18 protein-coding genes are annotated in these 15,991 nt (G+C 42.9%); 10 read left to right on the top strand and 8 right to left on the bottom strand.

What is annotated here, in order from left to right; genetic code table 11:
- Position 1: 1 nt before the first annotated feature.
- Positions 2 to 457: a hypothetical protein gene (locus tag M917_RS01835; protein WP_021813044.1), complete on the top strand. Its 456-nt coding sequence runs from the start codon at positions 2 to 4 to the stop codon at positions 455 to 457.
- Between the two features lie 94 nt (positions 458 to 551).
- A complete protein-coding gene (locus tag M917_RS01840; protein ID WP_021813045.1) occupies positions 552 to 1,055 on the top strand; it encodes a hypothetical protein in 504 nt (167 codons plus the stop codon).
- A gap of 123 nt (positions 1,056 to 1,178) precedes the next feature.
- On the opposite strand, the gene M917_RS01845 is transcribed toward M917_RS01840, so the two are convergent.
- The gene (locus M917_RS01845; protein ID WP_021813046.1) at positions 1,179 to 1,640 is read right to left on the bottom strand and encodes a DUF2846 domain-containing protein; all 462 of its coding nucleotides are present in this window, start codon (positions 1,638 to 1,640) and stop codon (positions 1,179 to 1,181) included.
- A 371-nt stretch (positions 1,641 to 2,011) separates the two neighbouring features.
- Positions 2,012 to 2,293, bottom strand: coding sequence for a DUF503 domain-containing protein (locus tag M917_RS01850; protein WP_021813047.1), 282 nt, complete (start codon positions 2,291 to 2,293; stop codon positions 2,012 to 2,014).
- 139 nt (positions 2,294 to 2,432) lie between these two features.
- On the opposite strand from M917_RS01850, the gene M917_RS01855 reads away from it, so the two are divergent.
- Together M917_RS01855 and M917_RS01860 are read left to right on the top strand one after the other, a co-directional pair.
- Positions 2,433 to 3,221 carry a threonine/serine exporter family protein gene (locus tag M917_RS01855; protein WP_021813048.1) on the top strand — a complete coding sequence of 263 codons (789 nt, stop codon included), beginning with the start codon at positions 2,433 to 2,435 and terminating at the stop codon, positions 3,219 to 3,221.
- 1 nt (position 3,222) lies between these two features.
- A complete protein-coding gene (locus tag M917_RS01860) occupies positions 3,223 to 3,675 on the top strand; it encodes a threonine/serine exporter family protein (protein WP_040641628.1) in 453 nt (150 codons plus the stop codon).
- Positions 3,676 to 3,707: 32 nt separating this feature from the next.
- Here M917_RS01860 and M917_RS13630 read toward each other — a convergent pair whose 3' ends face one another.
- Together M917_RS13630 and M917_RS01870 are read right to left on the bottom strand one after the other, a co-directional pair.
- Complete coding sequence (locus M917_RS13630) at positions 3,708 to 4,754, bottom strand: XAC2610-related protein (RefSeq protein ID WP_021813050.1); 1,047 nt, start codon at positions 4,752 to 4,754, stop codon at positions 3,708 to 3,710.
- A gap of 56 nt (positions 4,755 to 4,810) precedes the next feature.
- Positions 4,811 to 5,179: a hypothetical protein gene (locus M917_RS01870; protein WP_227500802.1), complete on the bottom strand. Its 369-nt coding sequence runs from the start codon at positions 5,177 to 5,179 to the stop codon at positions 4,811 to 4,813.
- Between the two features lie 348 nt (positions 5,180 to 5,527).
- On the opposite strand from M917_RS01870, the gene M917_RS01875 reads away from it, so the two are divergent.
- Complete coding sequence (locus tag M917_RS01875; protein WP_021813052.1) at positions 5,528 to 5,689, top strand: hypothetical protein; 162 nt, start codon at positions 5,528 to 5,530, stop codon at positions 5,687 to 5,689.
- Positions 5,690 to 5,701: 12 nt separating this feature from the next.
- On the opposite strand, the gene M917_RS01880 is transcribed toward M917_RS01875, so the two are convergent.
- Positions 5,702 to 6,298 (bottom strand): GNAT family N-acetyltransferase, encoded by a 597-nt coding sequence (locus M917_RS01880; protein ID WP_021813053.1) that lies wholly within the window; start codon positions 6,296 to 6,298, stop codon positions 5,702 to 5,704.
- Positions 6,299 to 6,535: 237 nt separating this feature from the next.
- Positions 6,536 to 8,143, bottom strand: coding sequence for an FAD-dependent oxidoreductase (locus M917_RS01885; protein ID WP_021813054.1), 1,608 nt, complete (start codon positions 8,141 to 8,143; stop codon positions 6,536 to 6,538).
- Positions 8,144 to 8,401: 258 nt separating this feature from the next.
- Between M917_RS01885 and truD the strand changes: the two genes are divergently transcribed.
- On the top strand, positions 8,402 to 9,673 hold the full coding sequence (truD, locus tag M917_RS01890) for a tRNA pseudouridine(13) synthase TruD (RefSeq protein ID WP_021813055.1): 1,272 nt from the start codon (positions 8,402 to 8,404) through the stop codon (positions 9,671 to 9,673).
- On the opposite strand, the gene M917_RS01895 is transcribed toward truD, so the two are convergent.
- Together M917_RS01895 and M917_RS01900 are read right to left on the bottom strand one after the other, a co-directional pair.
- Entirely contained in the window at positions 9,668 to 11,128 is a 1,461-nt protein-coding gene (locus M917_RS01895) for a GGDEF domain-containing protein (protein ID WP_040641633.1), read from the bottom strand. The two genes, truD and M917_RS01895, sit on opposite strands and share 6 nt — an antisense overlap.
- Before the next feature lie 156 nt (positions 11,129 to 11,284).
- Positions 11,285 to 12,166: a PHP domain-containing protein gene (locus M917_RS01900; protein ID WP_021813057.1), complete on the bottom strand. Its 882-nt coding sequence runs from the start codon at positions 12,164 to 12,166 to the stop codon at positions 11,285 to 11,287.
- A gap of 207 nt (positions 12,167 to 12,373) precedes the next feature.
- Here M917_RS01900 and ispZ point away from each other — a divergent pair, with 207 nt between their 5' ends.
- The 4 genes from ispZ (at position 12,374) to mnmC (ending at position 15,985) form a co-directional block, all read left to right on the top strand.
- Positions 12,374 to 12,925: a septation protein IspZ gene (gene ispZ, locus M917_RS01905; RefSeq protein ID WP_021813058.1), complete on the top strand. Its 552-nt coding sequence runs from the start codon at positions 12,374 to 12,376 to the stop codon at positions 12,923 to 12,925.
- Between the two features lie 197 nt (positions 12,926 to 13,122).
- The gene (locus tag M917_RS01910; protein WP_021813059.1) at positions 13,123 to 13,464 is read left to right on the top strand and encodes a YciI family protein; all 342 of its coding nucleotides are present in this window, start codon (positions 13,123 to 13,125) and stop codon (positions 13,462 to 13,464) included.
- Complete coding sequence (locus M917_RS01915; protein ID WP_021813060.1) at positions 13,461 to 13,895, top strand: hypothetical protein; 435 nt, start codon at positions 13,461 to 13,463, stop codon at positions 13,893 to 13,895. Before M917_RS01910 ends, M917_RS01915 begins: the two co-directional genes overlap by 4 nt.
- Positions 13,896 to 13,909: 14 nt before the next feature.
- Positions 13,910 to 15,985: an FAD-dependent 5-carboxymethylaminomethyl-2-thiouridine(34) oxidoreductase MnmC gene (mnmC, locus tag M917_RS01920; protein ID WP_021813061.1), complete on the top strand. Its 2,076-nt coding sequence runs from the start codon at positions 13,910 to 13,912 to the stop codon at positions 15,983 to 15,985.
- Positions 15,986 to 15,991 lie beyond the last annotated feature (6 nt).

The raw sequence follows: 15,991 nt of genomic DNA on the forward strand, positions 1-15,991 counted from the left end.
TATGAAGACAATAGAAGAAAAAATCAGTCAAGCTGAATACATAATCTACCAATTTGAGCTAGAAGATTTAGGGACAGCTTTCGCTATTCTCAATGAAGTTATTGCCGATAATCGAGCAACCGATCTTGAGATCGCTGATGCTTTAAGTTTAAAAGGGTTAATAGTTGCAGGACCCGCTCCATGTCATACTGAATATGAAGAAGATGAGACGGGACTGATTTATTACTTGCAAGCTTTGAAACATAATCCTTACCATCTTGGTTCGCTACTAAATATAATTCATTCATTTACCGAACATGATATGAGACAACCCTTTACTCGTGAAAACGCACCTGCTTTTATAAAGGCTTATGAAGTATTAAGAGATGATTTATACGATAGTCTGGATGAAAATGGTAGAAATTATCTGCTTAGATTTTCTGATACATACGACAGGTTTAAGCAAGAAAGATTGTGACCTACCAGCAAGTCCTGTAGAACATTTAGGTTAGATGACCTAAGTAGGTTTCACTAGAAATTCAATACTAGAGCATGATATTCCGAGCAGCAACATGAAAACTCATCAAGAAGTATTAGTAGAATGTTGGTTTGACAAAACTGATGTAGAATCGATTAGACAGTGGGCTTGCGTATTTATAGAGAAAAACAATAATATCCCTCAAGAAGTGTTTGAGCTATTGGACGCTAAAAAAGACCATTTTGAAGATATTCTTTTTAGACTCTCTGCAGCAGCAGAACCAGATTTTTCACCGCAATCATTGAGTGCAGAAATCTTAGCGGCTAAATATTTGATCAACTTAATTAAAAAATATTTAAATGATGAAATTACTCCTATGGATATCTGTAAAGTAATTAATAATATCGATTGTGGTTTTATGAACGCTCCGAGAGATTTACCTGGTAACGTTTCATACTACCCTTGTTGGCTTGGCAATTTATATAGTAGCTGTGATTGGTGTGACGAGACGTGGACAAATAGCAATGCGCCTCACTTAAAACAAGATATAGAGAATCAGTTACCTCAGATTCATGATTGGATTAAAAACAATCAATAGTAAGTCAGATTAGATATGCCTTTTTTGAAAAGGATTAAAAAAGCACCAGCTTAATTGCTGATGCTTTTTTTGATGCATTAATAAGCGTTCATGATGCTTTAGCTCATCCTAGAATGAACTCTATTATTTGCTACACTTGCCTTTTACACCCAGCTTAAGATCTGATATTGCCTCTTTACCTTCAGCTTCTGGAACCAATTTAAGTCCAGCACCACCGACAAATAAGCCCGGCTTAATATATTGCTTAATAAAGTAGTTTTGACCAGCTGTCGTATTTACCATTAAATAATTTGGAGAAAATTCAGATTCAGTAGATATTTTATGTGTCATATTTCCTTGCACTTCTTGGTGAAAAAATGTGCCGCGCGCTGTCTCACCAACACACTCATCATCAATCCAAATATCTTTCTTCAAACTGGCACCCACGACACTGTTAGAACGATAAATATATAATCCTGCTTTATCGCTCGAAGGCGATTGAACTTGCTTTAAGACATCAGATACTTGTGCTTGTTCTGTAGGAATAGAAGCACAACCAGCAAATAGGACTGAAGTCATGGTTAAAAAAGCGATTTTTTTTAGCATAATATTTCTCTAATAATAAAGTTGACCTGACTGACAAAATTTTAGTGCCATTACGGTTGAGAATAGAGAAATCAAGACTTAGACCTAATAACTGATCACTAGCTTATCGCTTGGTTGGCAAGCTATTAGTAGCTCCCACAATCTCTTTATCATAACTTCAATGTATAAATTTTGTTACATTACAATACAGATAATTTTATTAAAACTCAACTTAATTTATCGATATTTGCTTATATTATTCTAAAAACCTATTTTTTATCCTGCTTCAGTAAGGTTAGTAGATTAAAGGCAATACCATCGTGGTCATGGAGCATAACTTGGACGTGATTAAAATGGCAGATTAGGTGTTAGTTTTCTATAAAAGCCACTTCCTAAACAAACTCCCTCTCAACATCCATTACCCGCGCATCCACAGTACGCTCTATTTTCTCTTCAATTTCACGACACTGTGACTCAACCTCACGTTTGGATAGCGCGACTACTACAAACGTCCATTCGCTGGCGTCATGCCGATCACGCTCGCCGCTTTCACACACTGCTACACTTGGATTACGACCGAAGCGCTCATGTAAGCCGCCCATGCGTTGGCGTTTTTCTTTTAACGAGCCACATCCGGGCAATGAAAACGTCAGCGTCAAAATACCAATAGGCATGATATTCTCCTCGTTATGTAATTTACGCTTTATAATAGCAGCAAAAAAGCACCGCAAGTGATGATATCGCTACCTTGTGCTATCAGCATCGCATCATCACTTATACTGTTTATATCAATGACTAAGTTGCGTAGTTAACATGACTTCTATCAGTTACATCCAGCAGCAGCGCATTACTCGACTGTGCGTGCGCTGCGGATTACTCCTCATGCAGTATGGTGCTGAGTCTGCCGTTGTGGTGGACTTATCTAAGCGCTTGGGCATCGCTTTGGGGATGAACAGCGTGGAGTGTTCGCTCAATTTTAATGCGCTTACATTGACCACCATCTGTGATGAACGCTGTATCACCACCACCAGAGACACGATCAATCAGAGCATCAATGTCAATTTATTGGTGCAAATTCAGCAAATCGTCAATAAAACCGAAGCTTCCATAAACGACGATAAATTGACAGAACTCACCACGCGTGCTTTTGATGAGTTAGATAAGGCCGTCTATCCACCGTGGCTGGTGAGCGTGTTTGTTGGCGCGTCTTGTGCCGCGTTTGCTTATCTGAATGGCGGCAGTTGGTCAATTACCGCCGTGACCTTTATCGCTGGCATGGTGGCGATGCTCACACGTATTTATTTATCTAAACATCATTTCAACCCCTTTATCACCGTTATTGTGACCGCTTTTATCGCTTCGTTAATTGGGGCGACAACCTATTATTTTGATATTGGTAATAATGCAGATATTGCGGTTGCCTCTAGCGTGCTCCTACTGGTGCCAAGCTTTCCTTTGATCAACTCTTTTTCAGACATCTTAAAAGGTTATGTCAATATTGGTATTGGACGGGCCGTTTTTACCTATATGTTGACCTTGTCAGCTTGTGTGGGCATTGTAATAGCACTTGTATTACTTAGAATACAGCACTGGGGGTTTTGACATGTGGTTCATAGAAACCGTTGTATTGTCTTGCATTATTACCCTTGGTTGGACACTCATGTTTACCGTACCCAAACGCTATATTTTACCTTGTTTGCTTATGACTGCTTTGGGATTTGGGCTAAAGACGGCTCTTGTCTATCAGCACGTACATATCGTGGTTGCCAGCTTTTTTGGGGCGATGCTTGCCAGCTTTTTGGGGGTGTATTTTTCTAGAAAATACACCCTACCGCCCAAAGCTCTAATCTCGCCAAGTGTCATCTGTATGATGCCCGGTATTGCCGCTTATAAGGCGATGGTCAGTATGGTGCAGATTGGTTATTTTGGTTATTCGGACGAGTTATTTAATCAGATGATGGGGTATTTTTTTGAGGCTTTATTTGTGACCTCAGGATTGGTACTGGGCTTGTCCATCCCTGGACTGTTGTTTTATAGACGCCGTGCCATTGTCTAGATTGGTTTAAGTAGTTTTAGATGAAAGGCTATTTAATTTACGTTCTTAAATTTGGCAAGATTGTTCAAACTGCCTTGCGCGCTTTTGACGTTCGATTTTAACGAAACTGTCTTGTTAGGCAGTTTTACCGTGATGCCATTATTATTAATTTGATAGCGCACAGATTTTTTAGTAAAGCTTAATGTTTTCTTTGACGCATCATAGTCAAACTGCCCATCATAAGACAGCTCAATTTTACCATCTTTGTCCGCAAACATATAAATCAGTGTCTCACCGTCAGTACTATCTAACACCATTTTTTTACCGTTTTCCAAATCAAACCTGTAAACAGAAAGAGATACTTCACCTTCATTTGAACCATTACGCGGTGGTAGCATTTCATAGTTATCTATCAACATCTTACCATTCACTTTTGTTTTTTCAGTGATAGAAACCAACCCTCTAGCGTTATACTCTTCTTCGATAATATGGACAGCTACGGGCTTATTATCAATCACTTTATACTCAGAAAACTGATGCCACGCTGCCCCACTTTTAGTCATGGTGCTCAAGGTTTGGCTGTCTTCATCAACGCCAAAAAATCCGCAGTAACCTTGTGCCAATTCGGTAAATGCTTCGCTATGAGCGAATTTAGCGCCTTTCTTTAAATATACCTGATAAGAAGGCCCACCGTAGCAGCCGTTGCTTCCATCTTTCAATGCCAAGTCTTTTTGCCAATCAAAGTTAAAATCCTTATAAATCAATATGCTATGTTCCCCATACGGGATACTGACAATATTGGCGCTGATGTTTTTACCCAGCTGACGTTCTTTACTATTATCTAGTTCATAATCTATATCGATGTCAGCAGGCTGACTAATAAGAACTTTCTTGGTCTTAATATCTATAATATTAATGACACTATTTGCCTCACTGTCTTCATCGTTTACGGTCTTGATAACTGCGTCATAATCATCCGAGAAATCTTGGATTTGATAGGTTTGAGCAAAGGCAGGACAGATTAAGAAAGGTAAAAACAGCAATGCGACTGGTAAAGGGGATAACTTAAATAATTTTTTAGGGATAAAAGAGGTATTCATATACATCCTTAACAGCATGAGAAAACAGAAAAGTAACAGCTCACCTGAGTATATTTTTAATTATCTAAGGCCCATTCACCATTTACTTTAGACAATTTAAAGCGGGTCTTATCGATTCGGCTAGTACCAGCAATCGTCTGTGTGATATCAGCCGTACACGCATAGGTGTTCCAGCCTTCTGTAGTATCACAATTGATATTTTCGATGCGTTCAAGCTTTGGCATCATGCGTTCCATCATATTGCTCATGGCTATTGCTGTTTTATCATTACCTGCACTTGCCACGGCATCACTCACTATTCTATCGCCTTGCTTATATTGATCTTCAATTAGACCCTCAACGATGCTTTCAGAAGGCGGACTCGAACAGGCGCTAAATAGTGGAATCAATAACGCTATCACGGTCAGTTTTTTTACCTGCTTCACGTCACTTTCACTATAGTTATAAAGTTACCTGAACTATATATAATTAATGCTCCGAACCCAACTTAATTTCATGCTATTTATTTGAATTGCAGCCTTGCCCGTTTTTTAGTTTGAGGACAGGTTTAAAAACTACTCGTATAGTCGATTCAATTTGAAAGTGGTACAAGGCAACCGAGTGCAGATGTATATGTCATACTTCAAACAAGATTAACGTCGTAACACTTTTATAGTGGAGTGACTATACTGACAGCGCAATCTCGTTACTGTTATGATGCAATTAATACTGACTGTTGAGAGATGACCGTGTGGCAGGTATACCTTTTTATATTACCGATTGGTCTTGGAATCATGACATTGGCAGCAAGTTTGCTGTTCTTTTTTGCTTATCTGATGTCTGATGACAATGCCACACGCTTACCAGCGTTTAACTGGTTTAAGCGCTTAATTATTGTGGCATTTATTTTGCTGAGCATCGGACTGTTTATGACGTTTGGTCATTTTTGGGGTTAATCAAGATAGCATTTACTCGCTAACGATTTTTTCTAATTCTAATAACTCCAAATCTTGACGTTTGGGTTCGCCATTATTGCCATCATTTGGAAATGGCACTTTATTACCATTTAGCTCATAACCACGGCGCTGATAGTAAGCCAGTAATTCAGGACGATGACTTAGAATTGACATAGTCAGGCGCGCAGGTTTTGTTTGAGCCTCTTGGGCACTTGATTGCAGATATCTTATGGCAAACGTCTCTGCTGCTTGTAGTATCTGATGACCAACGCCCTTCCCTTGTAGCTCAGGATGTACGGCAAACATGCCAATATAAGCGCTTTTGTTCGCGTCAGGATCGACTTTCATATCGACTGCGATACAGCCAAGCATCTCACCTGTCTCTGCTCCATTTCGCTCGCCTGTCGTCGTTTTTGGATACACAAAGAGATAATGGTTCGGATTGGTGATGGTGTTTGTCAATTCAGCGGGTGTGATACGAATACCACCAACCAAATCCGCCTCATTAGTCCAGCCCGCTGCCTCCCGATAACAGCAATTTAATAACTGTTCAAGTGCGCCAATATCATCCGTTTCGGCTTGACGTAAAAACACAGCATCCTTATCCATATTGTAATTTTCCTTTTTTATTGACTTATAGTTAGGCTAATATAAAAGAGAGCCAGCGAGACTAGGATAAATTTTTTAACGCCTCTGGAGTGCAAAGCACACAGCAAGCGAGAAAAATTTGTACCAGTCTCGCATCATAATCTTGTGTATCCATTTTATTCAATATCGACTTATTATAAAAGGCTGACCTGAATCAACAGGCCAGCCTTTATCATAATACTTATACCCTGTTACAGGCTAGTGCGATAACGCATGGGCTTGGTCGATAATATCGAATCCAGCATTGAGCTGCGCGCGTGTTGGCGCATGACCACGGCGCAGTAGCTCAGAGAATGCAACCAACTCTTTGTCACGTCCTAGCGTACTTGCCGCACTGGCACGCGTATCATCGCCATCGTCAGCGAAATAGTACTCGATATAATCGAGCGTATCTGGTGCACCAAATAAGATATTGTGCTCGGGTGTCTCGGCATGACCGCTATAACGCAGGCTTTTGCCATATTGCATCGTCCAAAAGAAAGGAATACGCGCCTCCAGTGAGTCAACCGTGTCATCATTTATGATCGCGGCCGCCGTCACCAAACCATGCTGCAAGGCCACGCGCCAATGCTCTATACGCATACGACCCATTTGATTGGTGGCTTTGGCGATATCACCTAGCGCATAAACACCATCACGTAATTGCAAATGACTATCCACTTGCACGCCATCTGGGTCATTGACCTCGTTTAGCAACGCGGTACGTGGAGATACGCCTGTACCCAAGATGACCACATCTGCGTCAAGCGTACTGCCATCTGACAGCGTGATACCATTGACTTTGCCATCATCACTATTAATTTCTTCAACGCCTGCCCCAAATGCGAACTTGACGCCTTTTTCTTCGTGCAGTTTGATTAATGCGTTGCTCACCGTCTCAGATACGATATTGCTCATGACACGGCGGCCACGACCCACGACCGTCACAGAGGCCGCTTTGCCCGCTTGTATCAAGGCTGACGCCGCCTCCATGCCAATAAACCCTGTACCTACTATGACGACGTGCTTGTTATCGCTGGCCGCTGTGATGGCCTTGGCATCATTCATACTGCGTAAAGTATAAACGTCATCAAGCTCAGCCCCTTTAAAGGGTGGTATCTTAGGCTGCGCCCCTGTCGCTACGACTAAAAAATCGGCAGTTTGCTGTGTGCTTTGACCGTTTTTATTTTCAATCACTATGGTACGCTCATTGGGCAATACTGCACTGACCGTTTGGTTTAAACGCAGCTCAATATTGTTGTTACTCGCCCAATCAGCACCGCCCAGTAGCAGTTTTTCTGCATCCATCTTGCCTGCCAAAAATGCTTTAGATAACAAAGGACGGTTATAAGGCGCGGACTCATCAGCACTGATAAGCGTGATCTTGCCACCATAACCCGTTTGACGTAGCTGATGCGCCGTCATAAAGCCTGCACCGCCGCCACCCACGATGATGGTATGTGTGTCGATCAATTTGTCCTTTTCAATCGACTTATTTATCTTGGCGGAGGTCGTCACGGTCACGCTGTCACCATCATCTGTCAGCTCATATCGGGTCAAACCTTCTATCGCTATTGGCTCTAGTAACGTGCCCTCTTGGCTATCAAAGCTTGCATGATGCCAAGGACAAACCACACGATTACCACAGCGCAAGCCTGATCCTAAATCAGCCCCAGCATGCGGACATTTGCCATCAAAGGCGCTAAATTTGTCCTCATCACGAGTGATTAAAATGATACTATCGTCATCCTGTTTATAGGATTTCATACCACCACTTGGAATATCCGCTTTGCTAATAGTGACGGTATTAATGGTTGCGTTGCTCATAAATTTTCCTTAACGGTTATAATTATTTTCTAATTGAATGCTATTATTCCCTGATTGCAGCCTGTGCTGCCGCTGCCAGTCGTCTCAAGTGACGTATGTCTATATCCATCAGTACCTATATATCGATAGTAGCAAGACCACTTGGCTTACGCTGTTTTTTTGTAGGTTTGCTGCGTTGCAAAACGTAATTACTTGCTTTTAACACCGCCCTTTACCATATCCCTTTAAAACTTATCATCAAAAATAAAAGACCGTTTTATGACTTCTCAAGAGAAAGATATCAACCTGACAACCAATTCTCCCTCTACGGCTCAAGAAATAGCACTAAAAAATGAGGCGCTAAATAATAAGGTACTGGGTAATGAAACATTCGATATCTCAAATATCGATATAGCCGCAGCGACTGATACCTCAAGCTTACCGCAGCCCATACAGCCACCGTTAAAACAAGCAAGCTATAAAGCCCATACCACAGACTTTATCGTCAACGAGATATTGCCGCTAGAGTTTACTGGCGAAGGTGAGCACTTGTGGTTGCATATACAAAAATCAGGGATGAACACCGCGTATCTTGCCAAACTGCTATCAGAATGGGCTGAGATTCCGTTACGCGATGTCGGCTACTCAGGTCTCAAAGACCGTCATGCGCTGACCACGCAGTGGTTTAGTCTGCGCATACCCAAAAAACAATTGCCTGAATCTGAGTTTGCACCGACAGATATCGGAGACAATGAATCGGTCACTATCCTCACCCAGCATTGGCACAATAAAAAACTCAATCGCGGCACTCACAGAGCCAATGAGTTTATTATTACCTTACGGGATATAGAGTTTGACCGTTTAGACAATGAAACGTATGAGCAAGTGCCCTCTGTCATGCAACGAGTCGAGCAGTATTTAAAAACCATGAGCGAAAATGGCGTACCTAATTATTTTGGTACGCAGCGCTTTGGACGTAACGGTAATAATGTTAGAGAAGCCTTGGCATTGTTTGCGCGTCCACCGCGCGAGGTAAGGCCGCAACCAAAAAAGAGCAAACGTAAGCACGTACCACGTGAGCAAAACACCATGGAATTGTCTGCTGCGCGTAGCTTGATATTCAATGAGATATTGGCAGCACGCGTCAGTGATGGCAGTTGGAATAACGGTCTGGCAGGTGAAGTGTTTAACTTAGATGGTTCGGGATCGATATTTACGAGCGAAACGATCGACGATACTCTGCGCGCGCGACTTGCCAGCGGTGATATCCATCCTACTGGTGTATTATGGGGCACGGGTAACGACAAAGTCAGTGGCGCAGCCGCAGCCATCGAGCAGGACATTGTTCAGGGCAATCCACTATTAATGCCACTAGCAAAAGGCTTAGAGACGCGCGACATTAAAGCACAGCGGCGAGCGCTGCGATTACCTATCGAAGCACTGTCTTGGAGATGGGATGATGAACAAACGCTGGTGCTAAACTTTACGTTGACCACTGGCAGTTTTGCGACCAGTGTATTGGCAAGCTTGGTGCAGCAATTGACCTCATAATTGAGTACCATAAAGTGACTCAATACCATTACCTTCTGCTGACATCTCATTGGCGCTCACGACGTGATTGCGACCACAGCTTTTCGCTTCATATAAAGCTTTATCTGCCATAGAAATTAAACGCTGACAAATATCATGAGGTAACTGTGCTGCTGTTGAGAGGGGACGATTACCTCGTTTGCTACTGCGTGACCTAAATGTCTGTGGCTTTGCAAACTGACTCTCATCATCTTTTTGAACGGATTTTTTATGGGCTTTTCTGATACAGGTGCGCTCGTCATACGTTAAAGTATACACGCCCAAACTGGTGGTCACATTGAAAGAGAGGTTATCATTGACCGCAATTACTCGCTTTGCAATGCTTAGCCGCAACTGCTCAGCAATGAGCATCGCACTATCGTGACTGGTATCTGTCAGCACGATTAAAAACTCTTCACCGCCATAACGGCTAATGATGGTTTCGTCCGTTAACGATTGTGATAACGTTTGTGCCACTTCTACCAAAACTCGATCACCAACCTCATGACCATAATTGTCATTGATTTCCTTAAACAAATCCAAATCCAATAAAATCACGCTAAAGTCTTGCCAATCTTTTATTGTCGCCAGTGCTTGTTTCATTTGTGTTAGACCATAACGGCGACTTTTAAGCTGGGTCAGCTCGTCTTGATTGGCATGTTGCAGGATTTCTTTTTTGCTGTCGTCTAATATAGCCAACAACGCCCGAAATATATAAACAATAAAAAGGGCTTTGGGAAGCGCCATATAAATATGCGTACTACGCCAAAAAAACGCTGAAGAAAAACGCAGCTGACTCAAGCTATCCCAGCTTAGTAGACCATTTTTTAACGCAGAGGCAGAGATCGCACTTTCAATTGCCTTCATTTCGTTATAGGCCAGATAATTATTCGTATTTAAAGGAAAAGAGGTAATTGTTATTTGACGTAGATTGGGTAGAGCCACCCCAAAATATGGAATGAGTGTCACTGCTAAAATCACAGCAGCATGCCCTAAAAATGCCCGCCATACATAACGACGCCGTATGAGCATCATTGCCAACATCGCGCCACCAACTAGCGAAATGCCAGACACCAAACTGCTGTGTCCCATGACTAAAATCACCAAAGCAATATAAGTGCTATAAAGCGCCACCAAAATGGCCTGCCACTTATGTAACGAGCCATTGTCTTTTTTGATGGGCGAAAAACGGCCACTCATCCAAAAAGAAAACGCACCCATTAATGTCACCCCAATCCATAAAAAATACAGCAACGTCATATCAACATAGGCGCCATAGGTATCTTGACGACACCAAACAAAAAAACACCACAACCAATGTGAGAAAACTTCCATTAAAATAAACAACGCCAGCAGCGATGTCCGATCAGCAGCTTGCCACTCAAAAATCACTCGAGAGAGTTTTCTATAGCCTAGATGAGATATCGATACAGCCATAATAGGGCTACCGCGGATAGTGAAAGTTAGGAAGCTAAAGCCAGATTGGAGACATGGCTTAAACTGACTTATTGAATATAGCCATGTTTGTCTTGGCTATCAGCTGGTTTGAGAAGTTTCTGCATTACTCCATGACGGTTTTTTAAGACAATGTTTTTAAGATAATGCTGCAAAAGACTGCCAAACGCCCTGCTGATCAGGAGTCAAGGTGGGGACATCACCCAAGCGTCGCCATGGCATATTGCTCCCATGAAAGTCACTACCAATCGACGTAACAAGATTGTGCTCGGTGATGCTGCGATCCACCATTCTACGAGTGCTAATGGGCTCACTATTAGCAGGTAGCTCACAGGCATCACCGCCAAGTTGTGCAAACTCTTCGATAAGCTTGCGTACTCTCGTCGCTGATAGCTGATAACGTGTTGGATGTGCCAGCACCGCCTTACCACCGCACGCATGTATCAACTCAATACCATGTTGCATCGTTAGCGCTTCGATGGCCACATAAGCTGGCTTATTGTCCGCCAAATATTTATCAAACGCTTTTTGGACGGTTTTCACCTCACCGCGCTCAAACAATACTTGTCCAATATGAGCACGTCCTACCGCTTGTGGATTGCCGCCGGCTTTGTCGAGTACCGCTTGCCATAGCTCGTCGCAGTTGATACCCAACAACGCACTGAGCTTTTCGGTAATGCGCTGCCCACGGGTTGCCCGACTGTCTTGCAATTGCTGCAATGTTTGGTGCATTTTTTCACGATCTGTAAAATCAAGCCCAAGTATGTGGACAATTTTATTGGTTGATTTGTTTTTGCCATAACCACCGTTTAGCGTATGCTCACAACTGATCTCAACTCCATTGATTAGTTGCATATCGCAAGCACTAGCAGCCGCACGCGCTTCATCAATACCTGCCAACGTATCATGATCGGTCAATGCCAAAACAGTGATGCCAGCTGCATGGGCGCGTTGTACCACTTCTGCTGGTGCATAAGTACCATCAGAGCAAGTACTATGACAATGTAAATCGATTTTCATAAAGCCGGCCTTAAGGTTTTGAATGTATTGTCAATATAAGGATGTTGTCACTTTAAATACGATAATGACGATAGCTATGTTATCAGTAAAACGAGTTGAAAATGCCTAAGGCATGTCATATAGGACGATAATCGTGTTGATTGCTTTTTTTTGGCTCAGGAGACGTGTAAACTACCCCATACGTTTTTGTTGGACATCCTATTTGTTATGAAAGCCTTATTAGACTTCATTCCGTTAATTGCTTTTTTTATTGCTGCTCGTTATAACGGCATTTTAGCAGCAGCCGGCGCCTTGCTCGTTGCCACCATTATTATTTATGCAATTCATTTTATTCGCCAAAAGGGCAAATTTGATAAACAGCAATGGGTTGTCTTGCTGTTAACCATTTTGTTTTGCGGTGGTACATTACTCTTGCGCGATGATATCTATTTGCGCTGGAAATCACCCATTATCAACGGTATCTTTGCTTTGACGCTATTGGTCAGTGCTGCGATTAATAAGCCATTGATGCAACTGGCAATGAAAGACGTCTTTACGCTTACGTTAAGCGGCTGGAAAAAACTGACCGTCGTTTGGGCGTTATTTTTCGCTTTTATGGGCGTATTGCATTATATCACAGCGTTTACAATGTCGGATGAGGCGTGGATTAACTTTAAAACCTATGGCTGGATTCCAATTATGCTGATATTCGTTGTCGTCCAATTTGCGGTGTTAAAAAAGCATCTCAATCCTGCATTGACTGACAAAACAGCCAAGTAGTTTTATTATCTTATACCATAATCGATACGAAATAAAATCGATACGCGATATTATAATGACGGACTGGGATAATTTTTTCTTGCTTGCTGTGCCGTTGCTGCCAGAGACAGCAAAAAACTTATTTCATTCCCGCTAAGTCTTTTGTATATTGATCTGACTATAGCGTTTTATTCTTAATTATTCATTGAGGAAGCCTCATGTCCTTATTTGCCATTATAGGTTACGACGTTGCAGATAGCAGTGCCCAACGTCAGGTGACACGTGCTGAGCATGTTGAACGTTTACAAGTATTGAATCGCGAACAGCGTCTTATTATTGCAGGCCCCACGCCCATCGAACACGGTAAAAACGAGATGTCAGGCAGCCTTATTATTGCTGACTTTGATTCTCTCTCTGCGGCACAAGCATGGGCAAGCGCTGAGCCTTATTTGCGTGATGGCGTATATAGTCATGTAGATATCAAGCCATTTGTGCAAGCGTTACCGACCCCTAAAGACACTTCTGAAAATAAACCGTCAGACAAGGTAGCAACGTCGTGAGTCAGTGGTTATTTTCATCAAACAGCCCAGTCTATAAAACAGGTCTAGCAAGCGTTATGCTGTTGACTGCTATTGCAGTGCAAGCGGCGACGGCAGTCAACGCTACTGATAATACCACTCCTTCAGGGACGCCGCCAGCGATAGCAAGCCAAGAGACAGCAGCGACTACTACCAACACCGCTCCGAACAACACTTTATTGGCGGCACAACTACAGCCATCCAATAAGGCACTATCCGATGCCAATCAAGAGCTGCTAAGCCGTAATGCACAGCTCCAGCGCCAAGTGAACGATTTACAAACTCAAGCGAATGTCTTGGTATATGAAAGTAAAGGTCAGCTGTTTTTATATGGTGCCTTTACAGTTTTAATCAGTTTATTGGTCGGTATTTTTGTCTCTTGGTTGGTATTTGTACGCCGTGAACGTTGGTAATTAAGAAACGCCACATGTCTACTACGCCAACTAAATATACTGCACCACTAAACATCATTACTTCTGCCAAAATTGATTGGCAAATGGATGATACAGGCAATAAGGTGCCAGTATCGGGTGAGTTTGGTGATGTATACTTTTCGCACACGGACGGCCTAGCAGAATCACGTCATGTGTTTTTGATGCACAACCAGTTGCCGGAGCGACTGGCTAATCTTTCGCCAAAGCAATGCTTTACGATTGCTGAATTGGGTCTTGGTACGGGACTCAATCTCCTGGCAACGTGGCAACTGTGGCGACAACTGCGCGACCAATATCCCCAGTTGGCGTCCGCGCGTTTGCACTTTATTACTACTGAAAAATATCCTATACCGCTTGCTGATTTAACGCAAATACTCACCTTGTGGGGGCAGCGCGCCCCTGAGCTAGCAAAATTCATTGAACCACTTTTGGCCGCTTATCCTCCTATAATTGCGGGCTGTCATCGTTTGAACTTTTTCGCTGACAACCTAAGCGTGGACATGTGGTTTGGTGATGCCGCTGAAAGCTTGACCAAACTGCTCTCAGATAAGTCCACTCAACCTACGCCCTATATAGACGCTTGGTTTTTGGACGGGTTTGCGCCTTCTTGCAACAGCACCTTATGGGCTGAAAATATCTTTGCCCAAATCCAGCGTTTATCCTGTCCAAATACAACTGCCGCCACTTATAGCTCCGCTGGTATTGTCAAACGTGCGTTAAAAAAATACGGTTTTTATATCCATAAGGTCAAAGGCTTTGGTCGCAAGCGTCAGATGCTAACGGCCATCATGACGGACTCAGATAAGAACGATCATATTAGTGACCCTACCAGTGACAACACTTGTATTGACGAAAGTCGCGACACCAATGATAAAAAAGCTTATAGCGCGTTTGATCACACTGTCATCATTGGTGCGGGTGTTTCAGGCTTACTCATGGCGTGGACGCTGGCCAATCGCGGTATTCGAGTTACTTTATTAGACAAATCTGCGCCACTAGCAGGCGCATCAGGCAACCCTCGTGCCCTACTCGCACCCAAGATGACCCCGATTCACCATGTCGATGAGCATTTGCATACGATAGGGTATCTCTATAGCAGCAGACTCTACCGACAGCTTAACCAAGAAGCTAAAAAAGAACAAATACCACCTGTACTTGAATCAACGGGCGCTCTCGATCTGCTGATAAAAGCCAATATCGGCACAGAGCAAATCACTGATTACCCTAATGATATGGCAACTACGTTATCATCTGAGCAAGCGCAAGAAATAAGCGGGTTAAAAGAGCAAGAGGTATCAGAGAACTTATATTTATCGCAATCTGGCTTAGTCAATCCGCAGGCCTTAAAGCAGATTATACTGACCCATCCGTTGATCCATTTTCAACAATTGACAGTCAATCGCATTAGTGAAACACAAAGTCAGGTCTGTATTCAAGGATGCGACAAGGACAAGTCTGAGTTAGCTATCACTGCCGATAACGTAGTGGTTTGCGCCGCTTTTGAGAGTCATCAGATAGACAAACGTATTTTTGATTGCCGTAAAATCCGTGGTCAACTTTCTTGGTTCACGCCGACGCCTGAGCAACTCGCACACTTACCAAAAATTCCGCTCAAATATAGCGGTTACTGTGCGCTATTTAGCGCCCAAACGGGCGATGCACAGTTAAACAATGTTGTAGCGTCCCAGCCTCAGTTTTTGCTAGGTGCCAGTTTTATACGCAACGACACAGCTACGGATATCCGTAGTGAAGAGCATCAGATTAGCCGCGACAAGCTCATCACCGCCATTCCTGAGCTGAGCGCGGTCATTCCGACAGATATCAGCTCATGGAAAGGACGCGCTGGCGTTCGTACCCAAACGCCTGATTATCATCCAATCGTGGGACAATTAATAGACAGCAACCGCATGTGGGTCATGAGTGCGATGGGCGCTAAAGGTTATGCCCTTGCGCCATTATGTGCTGAGGCATTAACAGATATGATGCTAGGATCGTTTTCACCATTCTCAGCAGCAATGCTGGCGCGTCTTTCACCACATCGCACACGTTTGCAGACGCCTTTGGTTTAAAAAACT

The sequence above is a fragment of the Psychrobacter aquaticus CMS 56 genome, from assembly GCF_000471625.1.
Classification (GTDB): domain Bacteria; phylum Pseudomonadota; class Gammaproteobacteria; order Pseudomonadales; family Moraxellaceae; genus Psychrobacter; species Psychrobacter aquaticus.